This window comes from Amycolatopsis decaplanina DSM 44594 (assembly GCF_000342005.1).
GTDB lineage: Bacteria > Actinomycetota > Actinomycetes > Mycobacteriales > Pseudonocardiaceae > Amycolatopsis > Amycolatopsis decaplanina.
In genome coordinates, this window is record NZ_AOHO01000045.1 from 86,392 (window position 1) to 101,195 (window position 14,804).

At 70.1% G+C, this 14,804-nt stretch carries 16 protein-coding genes; 12 read left to right on the forward strand and 4 right to left on the reverse strand.

Features of this window, described 5'->3' with window-relative positions:
* The first annotated feature begins 20 nt into the window (after window positions 1–20).
* From H074_RS10065 to eccD, 5 genes are read left to right on the forward strand one after another with little or no spacing between them, the layout of a single operon-like run.
* Window positions 21–1,070, forward strand: coding sequence for a hypothetical protein (locus H074_RS10065; RefSeq protein ID WP_007029916.1), 1,050 nt, complete (start codon window positions 21–23; stop codon window positions 1,068–1,070).
* Window positions 1,071–1,088: 18 nt separating this feature from the next.
* Window positions 1,089–2,438 carry a WXG100 family type VII secretion target gene (locus H074_RS10070; RefSeq protein ID WP_007029917.1) on the forward strand — a complete coding sequence of 450 codons (1,350 nt, stop codon included), beginning with the start codon at window positions 1,089–1,091 and terminating at the stop codon, window positions 2,436–2,438.
* Window positions 2,439–2,452: 14 nt separating this feature from the next.
* A complete protein-coding gene (locus H074_RS10075; protein WP_007029918.1) occupies window positions 2,453–2,962 on the forward strand; it encodes a hypothetical protein in 510 nt (169 codons plus the stop codon).
* Window positions 2,959–3,288, forward strand: a complete 330-nt coding sequence (locus H074_RS10080) for a YbaB/EbfC family nucleoid-associated protein (protein WP_007029919.1) — start codon at window positions 2,959–2,961, stop codon at window positions 3,286–3,288. The genes H074_RS10075 and H074_RS10080 overlap by 4 nt, the downstream gene beginning before the upstream one ends.
* On the forward strand, window positions 3,285–4,661 hold the full coding sequence (gene eccD, locus H074_RS10085; RefSeq protein ID WP_007029920.1) for a type VII secretion integral membrane protein EccD: 1,377 nt from the start codon (window positions 3,285–3,287) through the stop codon (window positions 4,659–4,661). Before H074_RS10080 ends, eccD begins: the two co-directional genes overlap by 4 nt.
* A 102-nt stretch (window positions 4,662–4,763) precedes the next feature.
* Here the strand turns inward: eccD and H074_RS10090 are convergent, their stop codons facing one another.
* Window positions 4,764–5,849 (reverse strand): type VII secretion protein EccE, encoded by a 1,086-nt coding sequence (locus H074_RS10090; RefSeq protein ID WP_007029921.1) that lies wholly within the window; start codon window positions 5,847–5,849, stop codon window positions 4,764–4,766.
* Between the two features lie 147 nt (window positions 5,850–5,996).
* Here H074_RS10090 and eccB point away from each other — a divergent pair, with 147 nt between their 5' ends.
* Genes eccB through H074_RS10105 form a run of 3 tightly spaced genes read left to right on the forward strand, consistent with a single transcriptional unit; the run spans window position 5,997 to window position 8,811 of the window.
* On the forward strand, window positions 5,997–7,421 hold the full coding sequence (gene eccB, locus H074_RS10095; protein WP_007029922.1) for a type VII secretion protein EccB: 1,425 nt from the start codon (window positions 5,997–5,999) through the stop codon (window positions 7,419–7,421).
* A 14-nt stretch (window positions 7,422–7,435) separates the two neighbouring features.
* Window positions 7,436–8,158 carry a response regulator transcription factor gene (locus H074_RS10100; RefSeq protein WP_235096716.1) on the forward strand — a complete coding sequence of 241 codons (723 nt, stop codon included), beginning with the start codon at window positions 7,436–7,438 and terminating at the stop codon, window positions 8,156–8,158.
* Window positions 8,159–8,187: 29 nt separating this feature from the next.
* A complete protein-coding gene (locus H074_RS10105; RefSeq protein ID WP_039922113.1) occupies window positions 8,188–8,811 on the forward strand; it encodes a response regulator in 624 nt (207 codons plus the stop codon).
* 52 nt (window positions 8,812–8,863) lie between these two features.
* On the opposite strand, the gene H074_RS10110 is transcribed toward H074_RS10105, so the two are convergent.
* Complete coding sequence (locus H074_RS10110) at window positions 8,864–9,760, reverse strand: SMP-30/gluconolactonase/LRE family protein (RefSeq protein WP_007029925.1); 897 nt, start codon at window positions 9,758–9,760, stop codon at window positions 8,864–8,866.
* A gap of 68 nt (window positions 9,761–9,828) precedes the next feature.
* Between H074_RS10110 and H074_RS10115 the strand changes: the two genes are divergently transcribed.
* On the forward strand, window positions 9,829–10,317 hold the full coding sequence (locus H074_RS10115) for an Lrp/AsnC family transcriptional regulator (RefSeq protein ID WP_039922025.1): 489 nt from the start codon (window positions 9,829–9,831) through the stop codon (window positions 10,315–10,317).
* Here H074_RS10115 and H074_RS10120 read toward each other — a convergent pair.
* A complete protein-coding gene (locus H074_RS10120; RefSeq protein WP_039922115.1) occupies window positions 10,265–11,059 on the reverse strand; it encodes a carbon-nitrogen hydrolase family protein in 795 nt (264 codons plus the stop codon). The genes H074_RS10115 and H074_RS10120 overlap by 53 nt on opposite strands.
* Window positions 11,060–11,143: 84 nt before the next feature.
* Here H074_RS10120 and hisD point away from each other — a divergent pair, with 84 nt between their 5' ends.
* The 3 genes from hisD to hisB are packed head-to-tail and all read left to right on the forward strand — an operon-like array spanning window position 11,144 to window position 14,162.
* Entirely contained in the window at window positions 11,144–12,469 is a 1,326-nt protein-coding gene (hisD, locus tag H074_RS10125; protein ID WP_007029928.1) for a histidinol dehydrogenase, read from the forward strand.
* Window positions 12,466–13,566: a histidinol-phosphate transaminase gene (locus H074_RS10130; protein ID WP_007029929.1), complete on the forward strand. Its 1,101-nt coding sequence runs from the start codon at window positions 12,466–12,468 to the stop codon at window positions 13,564–13,566. The genes hisD and H074_RS10130 overlap by 4 nt, the downstream gene beginning before the upstream one ends.
* Entirely contained in the window at window positions 13,563–14,162 is a 600-nt protein-coding gene (hisB, locus tag H074_RS10135; RefSeq protein WP_007029930.1) for an imidazoleglycerol-phosphate dehydratase HisB, read from the forward strand. Before H074_RS10130 ends, hisB begins: the two co-directional genes overlap by 4 nt.
* Window positions 14,163–14,216: 54 nt before the next feature.
* Here the strand turns inward: hisB and H074_RS10140 are convergent, their stop codons facing one another.
* Window positions 14,217–14,798, reverse strand: coding sequence for a dihydrofolate reductase family protein (locus tag H074_RS10140; RefSeq protein WP_007029931.1), 582 nt, complete (start codon window positions 14,796–14,798; stop codon window positions 14,217–14,219).
* Between the last annotated feature and the right edge of the window lie 6 nt (window positions 14,799–14,804).

Genomic DNA, 14,804 nt, shown 5'->3' on the forward strand with positions numbered 1-14,804 from the left:
TTCCGGCCTGAGGAGCGACCATGCTGACTTACCCCAATTCCAGCGCGATGGACGCCACGGCGTCTTCGGGCGGGCCGATCACCATCCTGCCGCAGATCCTCACCGGACAGCCGGAGCAGATCGCGAAGCACGTACTCGAGGTGCTCAAGAAGGCCAACGAGTTCCTCACCATGTACAACGAGGTGACGAAGGCCGCCGAGCAGCTCGGCAAGATCTGGTCCGGCGGCGCGTCGGACTCCGCGCTGAAGAAGATCACCGACTCCCTGAACTCGCTGACCAAGATCATCCAGGTCGTGCAGAAGGGCGCCGAACTGCTCGGCATCGCCGGGACGCTGATCAAGACCGCGCAGACCGCTTACAAGGCGGTGGTCTCGGCGGTGAACCCGACGGTCGCGGGCCTGATGTCGAATCCGTGGACCTACGGCGCCGCCGTCGCGCTTTCCACCGCCACCAGTGCTTCGCTGCGCGCGTTCATCACCGCGATCGGCGCGCTGCTGAAGGCGCTCGGCGTGGTCGACCTCGCCAACCAGATCACCCAGATCGCCACCATCATCGGTGAGGTCCAGAAACTGTTCGGGCACAACGACGCCGGTGACAACGGCGCGGCGGGCAACTCGGCGGTCTCCGGCACCCCGGTCACCAACCCGCAGGCGCCGGGCTCGGTCGCCAGTGGTTCGGGACAGGCCGCGATCGGCGGCTCCGGCGGCGGTGCGGGCGGTGGTTCGACGCCGGGCGAGACGCCGCCGTTCACCCAGTACCGGCCGCCCGCGCTGGGTGGCAACGGATCCCAGGGGAACTGGCCGGGCGGCGCGGACGCCTGGATCCCGGTGGACAGACCGGCGGGCGGCGGCGCGGGTTCCGGCTCCAACGGCGGGGCGCTGCCTGGCGCGGGTGCGGGCAACGGGAACACGGTCACCATCACCACCGACCTGAGCACCGGGAAGTCCACCGTGCAGGCACCGGGTGGTCAGGACATCGACATCGACATCGACATGAACTTCGGCGGCAAGCACTTCGAGCAGCACATCGACATCGACGCAGGGGCTGACTCACCGGCGAAGGGCAGGTAAACCGTGTGGGGGAACGGTGTGGTCGACGCGTCGGGCGTCGTCAGCTCGATCCTGTCGAATTACCGGCGGCTCGTGGTCGAGTACCAGCGGCGGGTCACCGGTGACCCCTCGGCGCTGAGCGCGGCAGGTCAGCGGTGCGGCGATCGGGCGTCGACGGTTTCGGGCCGGGCGGACGAGATCGGCAAGGCGGCGAAGGCGCTCAACGCGTCCTGGGAAGGTGACGCCTACATCGCGTTCTCCACCTCCGCCACGAAACTGAGTCAGGAACTCGGCGAGCTCGGCGCGAAACTGAGCGACCAGTCGAACCGGCTGCGGGCGGGCGCGCAGGCCTTGCAGGGCGCCAAGTCCTGTGTGGACTCGATCCTCGCCCAGTTCGACCAGTACGCCGCGCAGCTCACCAGCCAGGCGCGGACGGCGAACGCGAACGCGGTCAACGCGTTCATCTCCGCCGCCCGTCAGCTCGGCGAACGTGCCGCGCAGGCGGCGCAGGAGATCGCCGACGAGCTGAGCGAAGAACTCGCGCGGCTGTTCCCGCCCGAGGGCGCCGGCCGGATCGAGCACGAACTCGGCAAATGGGGCCGTGGCCCGTTGTACTGGCTCAATGGTGAAGCGCTCGACGGCCGCAAGCGCCCACGGTCGCATCCTTCCTGGTTCGGTAACTCCGGCTGGAAGAAACTCACCTGGGACGGTCTCGAAGGCACACGCGCCCCGCGTGCCGGCGACACCCCGTTCGGCAGGCCGAAGCCCGAAGGCCTGCGCGACAAGGCCTGGAACAGCACCGAGATCACGTATGCCAAGTGGAAGCAGGAGCAGGACGGCTTCACCCCGGGGTGGGACGCCAAGGTCTCCTCACAGGGCTGGGACGTCAAGGCCTCCGGGCACGCCGAATTGGCCGCCTTCAAGGAAGAACTCGAAGGAAAGAAGGAATGGGGCGTCGCTTCGGGCAGCGCCAAGGGGACCGCGTTCGTCGGCGGTGAGGTGAACGGTTCCCTCCAGGCGGGCGCGCACGGTGTCGGCGTGCACGCAGGAGCCTTCGTCGGCGGCAAGATCGAAGGCGAACTCGCGGCGGACGTCGCCGGGGTGGGCGTCGGCGCGAGCGGCACCCTCCAATACGGACTCGGCGCGCAGCTCGACGGCCAGGCCGTCTACGACGCCGGGCACATCAAGGTCAACTTCAAGGCGGGTGTCGCGCTCGGTCTCGGTGCCGGGATCGGCGCGAAGATCGACATCGACCTGCCGAAGATCGCGGACACCGTCGGCGAGTACGGCGGCGCGGCCGTCGACGCGGTGAGCGGCGCGGCCGGCCAGGCGGCGGACGCCGTCGGCGAGGCGTGGGACGACGCGATCTCCTACGTGGGCACGTGGTGACGGGGATGAGTGACATGGCGACGCGGGACCGGGTCTCCCTCCCGCTCGGATTCGACATCCCCGACGGCTGGGTCCCGGTCGAGCCGGCGTCCGTCGGCGCCGAGGGCGCCGTCTTCGTGGCGGTGCACCCCGGAACGGATGCGGAGTTCACCCCGAACATCACCCTGAGCGTCGGGCAGCGACCGGACCAGGCACGGATCACCGACATCGCCGACGAGGCCGTCGAACGCCTCGGCCGGTCCATGGCCGCGCTCGAAGTGGTGCGGCGCAAGGTGATCGGCACTCCGATCGCGCCGGGGGTGACGCAGGTGCTGCGCCTCCGCACCGCCGAAGGACAGGATCTCGTACAGACGCAGGTGCAGCTGACCGTGCCGGGGGCGAGCCCTGCCGAGCGGCTGATCCTCGAGATCGCCTGCACCGCGACGCCCGAGGCGGCCCGCGGCCTCGGCGACGACTTCCGGCGGTTCGTGGGCAGTGTCCACGTCCGGCGGGATTTCACCGCAGATGAAGGAGAAGACTCGTGACCACCGACCCCTACGCCATGCCGGACATGGACGAGTTGCTGGAACAGGTCCGCAAGCAGACCGAAGAGGTGCAGCGCATCCAGCGCTCGGTCGAGGCGATGGAGGTCAAGGCGCACTCGCGGCAGAACGAGGTCACCGTCGTGCTGCGCGGTGACGGCCGGTTCACCTCGATCGACATCGACCCGCGCGCGGTGCGTCAGTACGACGCGCGCAACCTGTCGGAGATCGTGCTGGAGGCGGTCAACAACGGGCTGCAGAAACTGGCCGAGGCCAGCAGCGCCAAGTTCGCCCCGGTCATCGAGTCCGCCAAGTCGATCGAAGCATGACGGCCGCGATCGCGGGCTCCACCCGGCGCGTCACGGTGGTGACACCGCGGGCGCGCGTCGACGTGGCGCTGCCGCAGCAGAGCACGTTCGCCGAACTCGTCCCGCAGCTCGTGCGACTCGCGGGCGCTTCGGGACAGGCGTCGGCCGAGCATCCCGGCTGGGTGCTGTCCCGGCTCGGCGGTGCTCCGCTCGCGCTCGGGCTCACGGTCGCCGCGGCACAGGTACGCGACGGCGAAGTCCTCCATCTGACCCCGCGGGAACGCCCGCGGGGTCCGCTGCTGTTCGACGACGTCGTCGACTCGATCGCCAGCGTCGCCGAGGCGGGCACCGGCCGGTGGGGACCGTCGGTGGCGCGCAAGGCGGGCATCGTCGCGTCCGTGGTGCTGCTGCTCGCCGGTGGACTGCTGGTGCAGGCCGCGGCGTCCGGCAGTGTGCTGGCGCCGATCGGGACCGGGCTGCTCGCGCTGGTACTGGTGCTGGGGGGCGGTGCGCTAAGCCGCGCGTACGGCGACGCGGAGGCCGGTGCCGCCGGCGCGTTCGCCGGGGTCGGGGCGGCACTGCTGGCCGGGATGTCGATCCTGCCACCGCATCCGCTGTTCTCCCTGTCGGCCGGACCGCTGGCCGCCGGGCTCGCCGTGGTGACCGTGTACGGCGTGATCGCGGCCGTTTCGGTGGCGGACCGGCTGCCGTGGTTCGTGGCGGTGACCGTTTCGGCCGGGCTCGGCGCGATCACCACCGCGGTCGTCCTGCTGGCCGACGTGCGCCCGGTTTCGGCGGCCGCCGTGGTCGCCGTCGTGGCGACGGCACTCGCCGCGGTGGCGCCGATGCTGGCGCTGCGGCTCGGCAGGCTGCCACTGCCCCGGGTGCCCGACGACATGGACGCGTTCCGCGCCGACGAGAACCCTTCGCTCGGCGAGGACATGGTCGGCGGCACGACCTACGCGCAGGCGTTGCTCACCGGGCTGCTTGTCGCGCTCGGGCTCGTCGTGGTCTCGGCCTCGGTGGTCCTGTCGTCTTCGGGCGGGGCTTGGGAAGCGGGCTTGAGCGCCCTGCTGGGGCTGGCGCTGATGTTGCGTTCGCGCGCCTTCGCCGGCCGCTCGCAGCGGCTCGTGCTCGTCGGTTTCGGCGCGGCGGCCTTGGCGGCGGCCGGGTTCTGGCTCGCCGCGAGCGGGCCGCGTTCGTTCGTCTTCGCCGCGGGCTGCGCCGTCGTCGTGGCGGCGGGCGTCTGTCTCACCTACGCGACACGGGTCGCGAAGGGACGTCGTTCTCCCTACTGGGCAAGGACTCTCGACATCGTCGAGTTCCTGGTGCTGCTCTCGCTGGTCCCCTTCGTCGGCATGATCGCCGGCGTCTACGAGGCCGTGCGGGGCTGATCCCCCCACCGCAAGTAGATGACTACTTGCGTGGAAGTTACGTCCGTGGAGGACTCCTTTCCTACCCTCAGTGAGGAAAGGAGTCCTCCACGGACAGTCCCCTCAGTTCTCCAGTGCCAGCGGCAGGGTCCGCCGGACCGCCTCCGCGTGCCGTCCGTGCAGCGGGGTCAGCGCGATCCCGCCGGGCCGCACCGTCTCCGCTCCCGGTCGTCCGCCGACCCGGATGGTCACCTCGGACTTCTCGCGTCCGCCAGGTGAGCGGTACAGCGTGTACGAAGTCGCGGTGAACGCCGAGCCGGGGACGTGAAGATCCAGTGTCCGCGCGAGATCCCGCTCCGACCCGGGCCGGTAGCAAACCTGCGACGCGCCGCCCCAGTCCCAGGAACGCCAGCCGTTCACCGGCGCGTCCTGGCCGCTGCCGAGCGCGACGCGCAGGTTTTCCGCCACTTCACCGGCTTCGAGGACGGTGCTCTCGAATCCGGCTTCGGCAAGCGCGCCCATCAGCGACAGTGCCGCGCAGGCGGTGCTCCGCAGCGCGCCGAGTTCTCCGCCACCCCGGGCGAGCGCCGCGATCGGCGCGTCCTCGGGCCGGTACCGGACGGTGAGCCAGCGGACCCGGAGCACCGACTGTCCATTGGGGACGGTCCAGGTCAGCAGTTGCGCGCTGGACAAGGGGATTCCGGTGCTCGTGTACGCCTCGCGCAAGATGGCGACGAGTGTGTCCGGCGTGGGCGCCACGGCGCCGGGGGTGAGCCGCACGATGGCGCTCCACCCGTCGCCGACCTCGGCGACACCGAATCGGTTGCCCGCGCGGTCGACGTGCTGACGCACCCGGACGGGACCGGCGAGCCGGTGCAGCGGATCGGGGACTTCTTGCTTGTCGTGGCGCTTCAGCCGGTAATCGGCCCAGGTGAGCAACCAGCCCGCGGCGTGGCGTCCGGCGAAGCGGACCGAAGTCGTCAGCACGAGGACACCGGCGACGGCGGTGATACTGATCCGCGCGGCCTGGGGGATCCCGTCGACGGTGAAGGCCAGCAGGATCGCGATCCCGGCGATCTCCCAGAGCGCCGCCTGCAGCGGGCGGATCGGCAGCAGCCAGGGCAGCGGCGCCGCGCCCGCGACACCGCGCGCGGGGGCCTGTTCCGGGGCCGGGCGGGGTGTCCCCACCGCCGGGGCTTCAACCGACAATGAATTCCCCTCCTCCGTGTACGCGCCCGACGGTAACCCCGCCCCGCGCGGGGGAGGGGCGTAAAAAATACCCTCACCGCGAACCGGGGCCGGAACCTAACGTGAGCACCCTCGAAAAGGTGGGCACGAACGGCGGGGGACGGGAGCGTGTGGACGCAGCGGGACCAGATCCAGGCCTACCAATTCCTCCGCAGGAGACTGGTTTCGGCACTGGTCTCGGCTGACGCCAACCATCCGGTCGCCCCGAGCCGCAGGCTCGTCATCGGAACCCTGTGCGGGCTCGGCGTGGCGCTGCTGGTCACCGCGGTCTTCGGCGTGATCGGCCTGCTGAATCCTTCCGGCGGCAAGGATTGGCTGGCGGGCGGCAAGGTGATCGTCGAGGAGGGCACCGGCGCGCGTTACATCCTCGGCCAGGACGGCGCGCTGCACCCAGTGCTCAACTACGCCTCCGCACGGCTGATGGCCGGCGGCAACGGCGAGGCCACGGTGACCGTCCCGTCGGACAAGCTCGCGAAGGCGCCGCGGGGTTCACAGATCGGCATTCCCGGCGCCCCCGATTCGCTGCCCGCGGCGGCCGCGCTGGTGAACACCCCGTGGACGAGCTGCTCGCGGACGACCCAGGACGCGCCCGCGTCGGCCGAACCGGAGACGACGGTGCTCCTCGGCGCGCCCGCGGCCGGAATCGACCTGCCGAGGGATCAGGCCGTCGTGGTCCGGGTCCCCGAGGGTGAGCGCTACCTCGTGACCGCCGGGCGCCGCTACAAGCTCACCCCGGAGGCCGCCACGGCGCTGCAGTTCGACACCTACCCGGTGATCGCGGTGTCCTCCCGGTGGATCGGCACCGTCGCCGCCGGACGCGATCTGGCCTACCGCGCGGTCGAAGACGCCGGGCGGCCCGGCCCGAAGGTCGGCGGCGCCGCGACGAAGGTCGGTTCGGTGCTCGGCGTCATCGACGCGATGGCGTCGCCCGGCGACGCGACGTCCTACTACCTCGTCCGTGCCGAAGGGCTCGAACCGATCGGCCAGACCGAGGCGAGCCTGCTGATCAACACCCCGCAGAACGCGGACGCCTACACCGGCGTCCCGGCGCCCGTCGCGGTGCGCGCGGCCGACGTCGCCGCGGTGCCGAAGGTCGGCACGGCGAGGGCGGGCGGGGCCGATCCCGCGGAGTATCCGGACCGGATCCCGCGAAAAGCGCCCGTTACCGGACAGTCCGTGACGTTATGCGCACAGGGTTCTCGAATCGTTATCTCCGCACAGGTCCCGTTGCCGCAAGGTGCGAAGGCGATCCCGGTGACGGCGCGATCGGACGCGCTGGTCGCCGACGCCGTCTTCGTGCCTCCGTCGGGAGGCGCGGTGGTGGCGGAATCCGGTTCCGGCACGGTCTACGTCGTCACCGACACGGGCCTGAAGTATCCGGTGGCGAGCACTGAGGCACTCGCTTCCCTCGGGTACGGCCAAGCCGAACGGCAACCGGTTCCGAATGGATTGCTGGCGCTGGTGCCGCGCGGGCCCGCGCTGGATCCGGCGCAGGCAGGCCGTGCGGTGTCCGCGGCGGGTGGGACGGGGTGATCGGGAACGTGCAGATGACTGAAGACAGGCCGGAGACCGACCGGGTCGACGTCGCGGTGATCGAAGACCATCCGTTGTACCGGCACGCCATGGTCCGGGTCCTCACGGAGGCCGAAGGGATCGAACTGGGCGCGGTGGTCGATTCGGTCGCCCGGTTCCACGTCCATCCGCAGCCGCCCGGCAGCGTGGTGCTGCTCGACCTCGGCCTGCCGGGGATCGCCGGGGCGGCGGCCGTGCTCCAGGTGTGCGAACTGGGACATCACGTGCTCGTGGTGTCGGCGCAGGCCGAGCCCGAGCAGGTGCTCGGCGCGATCGCCGCCGGCGCCAAGGGATTCCTGTCCAAGGACGTCGACGTCGACGAACTGCTGACCGCGATCAGGACGGTCGCGCGGGGCCGGGCCTACGTTTCCGCGGTGGTGGCCGGAATGATCATCAAGGACAACGCCGACCGTCCCGTGCCGGCTCCGGACGTCGCGCTCTCCGCGCGGGAGAAGCAGGTGCTGAGACTGGTCGCGGCCGGTGAACGCGACGTCGACATCGCCCGCATCCTGGGCATCGGAGTCCGGACGGTCCGCGGTTACCTGGACCGGATCCGTGACAAACTCGGAGAGAGAAGGCGGGCCGGTCTGGTCCGCAAGGCCATCCAGCTCGGGCTCGCGTCTCCGCCGGAGGTGCCCGGCCCGTCTCGGCCGGTCGCGCCCCGCACCGACGCGGGCGGATTCGAAGGACGCCGGTGAACGCAGACGAGCAGCAGCCGAAACGGACCATGCCGATCAACGTCGGGGTGATCGAAGATCATCCGCTGTACCGGGACGCCGTCGCGCGCGTCCTCACCGAAGCGCCCGATATCGCGCTGGGCGCCGTCGCCGATTCCGTCGCGCGGTTCGCCGTCCAGGAACAGCCTCCGGGCAGTGTCGTCGTCCTCGACCTCAAGCTGCGCGGTGTCCAGGACGCCGCCGCGGTGCTCGAAGTGGGACAGATGGGGCACAAGGTGCTCGTGGTGTCCGCGCACGCCGAACAGCCCGAAGTGCTGGGCGCCATGCAGGCCGGGGCGAAGGGCTTCCTGTCCAAGGACGTCGACGGCGACGAACTCCTGCGTGCCATCCGCACCATCGCCGACGACAACGCGTACGTGTCGCCGACGCTGGCCGGAATGATCATCCAGGACAGCGAGGACCGCCACGCCGGGCCCAAGATCGTCCTGTCCGAGCGGGAGAAGCAGGTCCTGCGGCTGGTCGCGGCGGGCGAGCGGGACGTCGACGTGGCGGAGATCCTGAACATCAGCGTGCGGACGGTGCGGTCCTATCTCGACCGTATCCGGGACAAGACCGGTGAGCGGCGGCGAGCCGGATTCGTGCGGGTGGCGATCCGGGAAGGCCTGCTGCGCTAGAACCACTTCCCGCCTCGTGAGTGGTAAAGACGGTTAGAACCGTCCTTACCACTCACGAGCGTGGCCCCGAGAAGTTCACCCGCAGCGTGTAGACCGAACTGGACGCGGTGATGAACAGGTCGTTCCGCCGCGGACCGCCGAAGGTCAGGTTCGAACAGACCTCCGGCACGCGCAGCTTCCCGATCCGCGTGCCGTCGGGCGCGAAGCAGTGCAGCCCGTCGTGCGCGGCGGCCCAGACCCGCCCGGCGGCGTCCAGGCGCACCCCGTCGAAACCACCGGCGTCGCAGGGCGCGAAGATCTCCCCGCCGGACAACGTGGCCCCGTCGACCCGGAAAACCCTGATGTGACTGGGGTTCTGTCGCGTGTCCACGATGTAGAGCAGTGACTCGTCCAAAGAGAACGCGAGGCCGTTCGGGCGCGAGAAGTCGTCCGCGACGATCCGCACGGAACCGTCCACCGGGTCGGCGCGGTAGACGTGGCAGGCGCCGATCTCGCTTTCCGCCTGATGGCCTTCGTAGTCACTGTCGATCCCGTAACTGGGGTCGGTGAACCAGATCGCGCCGTCCGAGGACTCGACGACGTCGTTGGGACTGTTGAACCTCTTGCCCTGATAGGTCTCCGCGAGGACGGTGATCGTGCCGTCGTGCTCGGTGCGCGTCACCCGGCGGCCGCCCTGTTCGCAGCTGACGAGCCTGCCCTGGCGGTCGACGGTGTGCCCGTTGTGGAATCCGGCGGGCTCGCGGAACACGCCGACCGCGCCCGTGGTCTCGTCCCAGCGCAGGACGCGGTCGTTCGGGATGTCGCTGAACACCAGATACCGGCCGGCGGGGAAGTAGGCGGGCCCCTCGGTCCACCGGCAGCCGGTGTGCAGGCGTCGCATCCACTCGTCCCCGTTGGCCCGGGCGAACCGCTCGTCGAGGACCTCGAAGTGTGCCTTGACCTTGTCCATGAAAACCCCAGTGCTCTGAATGAAATATTGAGTTCATCATGAAACGCCGAACTTGATATGGTCAATCCATGGATGACGTAGATCGCATGTTGCTCACCGAGTTGCAGCAGGACGCGACCCAGGCGTACGCGGCGCTCGGCAAGGCGGTCGGTTTGTCCGCGGGCGCCGCGCACGAGCGGGTCCGCAAACTGCGCGAACAAGGCGTCATCCGGCGCACGACCGTCGACGTCGACCCGGCGGCGGTCGGCCGGGGGGTGATGGCGTTCGTGCTGGTCGAGGCGGGCTCGTGGATGGGCGATCCGCCGACCAAGGCCGCGTTGGAGGCGTTGCCGGAGGTCGTGGAGGCGCACATCATCGCGGGCCCGGCCTCGCTGCTGGTGAAGGTGCGCACGCCGACCACCGAGGAGCTGCAGGCATCACTGCGCAGGCTGTACGCGATCGAGGGCGTCACCGGGACGCAGACGATCGTGGTGCTCGAATCCTTCTTCGAACGGTCCGTGGATGCTAGAGGCGACGGTTCGCCAGAACCCCCGTCGCCGCCCGCGCCTTCCCGCTGACGGCGGGATCGATGTCGACGACCACCAGTTCCGCCCCGGCGCCCAGCTGGGTGTGGACGCGGCCGAAACCGTCGGACACCGTGGAGTAGCCGATCCCGGTCGGCGCCTTCGGGTTCACCGGGGTCGAGGTCGTGGCCGGATCGGCCTGCCCGCAGCCCAGGACCCAGCAGCCGGAGTCGAGCGCGCGGGCGCGCACCAGCACCTCCCACTGCTCGCGTTTGCCCTCGCCCGCGCCCCACGACGTCGGCACGAGGACGATGTCGGCGCCGTCGTCGGCCAGCTTCCGGAACAGTTCGGGAAAGCGGATGTCGTAGCAGGTCGCGACGCCGAACATGATCCCGTCGACCTCGAAGGTGACCGGTGCGGTGCCAGGGGCGACCGTGTCGGACTCGGCGAACCCGAAGGCGTCGTACAGATGGATCTTGTCGTAGCCGAAGTGATGCCCGCCGCCGGTGACGAGCAGGGTGTTGCTCACGCGCCCGTCGGGTGACGGCGTGAACATGCCCGCGACGACCACGACGCCGTGCTCTTCGGCGAGTGCGGCCACTGTGGACGCCCATGGTCCGTCCAAAGGTTGCGCGACGGGTCCGAGCGGGATGCCGAAGCGCGCCATCGCCGCCTCGGGGAACACCACGATCCGCGCGCCCTCGGCCGCCGCGGCCGCCACGCCTTCGCGAATCAGCTTCAGGTTCGTTTCGGGATCCTCGGCGGCCGTGAGCTGGCACAACCCGATTCGCGGCACGGAGGCCTCCCTCATCGTGGGATCGCTGGTCACCACCCCAGTGTGCCTGCTCGGGGCGATCCGGCCACCTCGTACCCTTGACCCATGCTGAACCGTACCGACCTGCGTGGACAGGTCCCGTCCGTTGCCGAGCTCAGGAGCACGCTGCCGCGTGCCGAGTACGACGTGGACGCGGCGCTGCATCACGTACGGCCGGTGGTCGAGGCGGTCCGCGATCGAGGCGTCGAAGCGGTTCTCGAGTACACCGAGAAGTTCGACAAGGTCCGTCCCGGCGGCGTCCGCGTGGCCGCCGCGGAGCTCACCAGCGCGCTCGAGAACCTCGATCCGGCCGTACGCGAGGCGCTGGAGGAGGCCATCGTCCGCGCCCGCAAGGTCCACGGCGACCAGCGCCGTCAGGACGTCACGACCGAGGTCGTCGACGGCGGCACCGTCACCGAACGCTGGATCCCGGTCGAGCGCGTCGGGCTGTACGCGCCGGGCGGGCTCGCGGTGTACCCCTCGACCGTGGTGATGAACGTCGTCCCGGCGCAGATCGCCGGCGTCGGCACGCTCGTGCTGTGCTCGCCGCCGCAGGCCGCGTTCGGCGGGCTCCCGCACCCGACGATCCTGGCCGCCGCCGAACTGCTCGGCGTCGACGAGGTCTGGGCCGTCGGCGGGGCGCAGGCCGTCGCGCTGCTCGCGTACGGCGGCACTGACACCGACGGCGCGACACTGGAGCCTGTCGACATCGTCACCGGGCCCGGCAACATCTACCTCACCGCGGCCAAGCGGCTGCTGCGCGGCATCATCGGGATCGACTCCGAGGCGGGCCCGACCGAGATCGCGATCCTCGCCGACGAGACCGCCGACCCGGTGCACGTCGCCGCCGACCTGATCAGCCAGGCCGAGCACGACCCGCTCGCCGCGAGTGTGCTGGTCACCACGTCCGAGGAGCTCGCGGACGCCGTCGACAAGGAGCTGACCGGCCGCGTGGCCGCGACCAAGCACTCCGAGCGCGTGACGGAGGCTTTGAGCGGCAAGCAGTCCGGCATCATCCTGGTGTCAGGAGTGGACGACGGGATCCGCGTCGTCGACGCGTACGCCGCGGAGCACCTGGAGATCCAGACCGCGGACGCGCGTTCGGTGGCGGCCCGCGTGCGCAACGCCGGCGCGATCTTCGTCGGGGCGTACGCGCCGGTATCGCTCGGCGACTACTGCGCCGGGTCCAACCACGTCCTGCCCACCGGCGGATTCGCGCGGCACTCGTCCGGGCTTTCGGTGCAGAGCTTCCTCAAGGGCGTGCACGTCGTCGACTACAGCCAGGACGCGCTGCGCGAGATCGCCGGCCGCGTCGTCGCGCTGGCCAACGCCGAGGACCTGCCCGCGCACGGTGAGGCCATCACGGCGCGGTTCGAAGGGGAGCGGTCATGAGCATCGGCGAGGAGATCACGCTCGACGCGCTTCCGCTGCGGGAGGACCTGCGGGGCAAGACCCCGTACGGCGCACCGCAGCTCGACGTGCCGATCCGGCTCAACACCAACGAAAACCCGTACCCGCCGCCGGACGCGCTGGTGGCCGACGTCGCCGAGGCCGTCCGCGCCGAGGCCGCTTCGCTGCACCGCTATCCGGATCGCGACGCCGTCGCGCTGCGCCAGGACCTCGCGGACTACCTCGCGGTGTCCACCGGCGTGCTGGTGTCGGAGTCGAACGTGTGGGCCGCCAACGGGTCCAACGAGATCCTGCAGCAGGTCCTGCAGGCCTTCGGCGGCCCGGGCCGGTCGGCGCTGGGCTTCGAACCGTCGTACTCGATGCACCCGATCATCTCGGCGGGCACCCGCACAGACTGGCTGCCGGTGCCGCGCCGCGACGATTTCACGCTCGACACCGGGAAGGCGGCCGCGCTGGTGCGCGAACGCCGTCCGGACATCGTGTTCGTGACCAGCCCGAACAACCCGACCGGCGGGTCGATCCCGTTCGACGAGTTGCGCGAGTTGCTCGAAGCGGCTCCGGGCATCGTGGTGGTCGACGAGGCGTACGCGGAGTTCTCGTCGCAGCCGAGCGCCGTCGAGCTGATCGAGGAGTACCCGGCGAAGCTGATCGTGTCACGCACGATGAGCAAGGCGTTCGCCTTCGCGGGCGGACGGCTCGGCTACCTGGCGGCCGCGCCCGCGATCGTCGACGCGCTGCAGCTGGTGCGGCTGCCGTACCACCTCTCGAAGCTCACACAGGCCGCCGCCCGCGCCGCGCTGCGGCACGCGGACGCCACACTCGCCTCGGTCGCCAAACTCGCGGCCGAACGCGACCGCGTGGTGGAATCATTGCTGGGATTGGGATTCACGCCGGTCCCGAGCGACGCGAACTTCGTCCTCTTCGGACGGTTCGCGGACGCGCCCGCCACCTGGAAGTCCTATTTGGACAACGGCGTGCTGATCAGGGACGTCGGCATCGAAGGGCATCTGCGGGTGACCATCGGGACGCCGGAAGAGAACGACGCCTTTCTCGAGGCCAGCAAGGAGGTGCCGCGATGAGTCGCGTCGGCAAGGTGGATCGCACCACGAAGGAATCGTCCATTTCGGTCCAGCTCGACCTGGACGGCACGGGACAGGTGGAGATCGACACCGGTGTCCCGTTCTACGACCACATGCTCACCGCGTTCGGTGTGCACGGCTCGCTCGACCTCAAGGTGCAGGCGACCGGTGACGTGCACATCGACGCGCACCACACCGTCGAGGACACCGCGATCGTGCTCGGCCAGGCGCTGCGGCAGGCGCTCGGCGACAAGAGCGGTATCCGCCGGTTCGGCGACGCGTGGATCCCGATGGACGAAACCCTCGCGCACGCCGCGATCGACGTCTCCGGGCGGCCGTACTGCGTGCACCTCGGCGAGCCGGAGCAGTTCAACAGCTTCACCATCGGCGGGAACTACCCGTTCGTGCTGACACGGCACGTGTTCGACTCGCTGTCGTTCCACGCGCAGATCGCGCTGCACGTGCGGGTGCTGCACGGCCGGGACCCGCACCACATCGCGGAGGCCGAGTACAAGGCCGTCGCGCGTGCGCTGCGCGCCGCCACCGAGCCGGACCCGCGGGCGGGCGGGATCCCCTCGACCAAGGGCGTCCTCTAGCCCCGCAATTGGTCACCTGGATGCGCGAATGTCGCATCCAGGTGACCAATTGCGCTAGGTGGTCTTCAGCGGTCCGGCGGGTTTGTAGGTATTGAGGAGGACACCGGACGGGGTCGTCGTGGTGCCGGCGAGTTCCAAGGACCGTGCCGGGGTTCCTGCGGCGAAGAAACGCTTGCCTGTGCCCAAAAGGATCGGGTAGACGGCCAGCAGGACCTCGTCCGCCAGTCCGTTTTCGAGCAGCGTCGAGGTCAGCGTGGAACTGCCCGAGAGGACGAGGTCCGGGCCATCCTGTGCCTTGACGCGGCGAACGCCTTCGACGATGTCCGGGCCGACACCCTCGAACGGGCCCCATTTCAGGCTTTCCGGCCGATGGGTGACGACGAACTTCTTCGCCGCCTTGAGCCGGTCCGCGAGCGGATCGCTCGGCGCCTCCGGCCAGTAGTCCGACCAGATGTCGTAGGTGCGGCGGCCGAGCAACAGGTCGAAGCTTTCGGTGTGCGCGGCCATGATGGCCTCCCGGCCGGCGGGGGTCCGGTAGGGCATGTTCCAGCCGCTGTACGGGAAGTCGTTCTCGTCGGCGGAATGCTGGATCACGCCGTCGAGCGAGATGTGCTCGATGACCTTGAGTTTTCTCATCGTGCT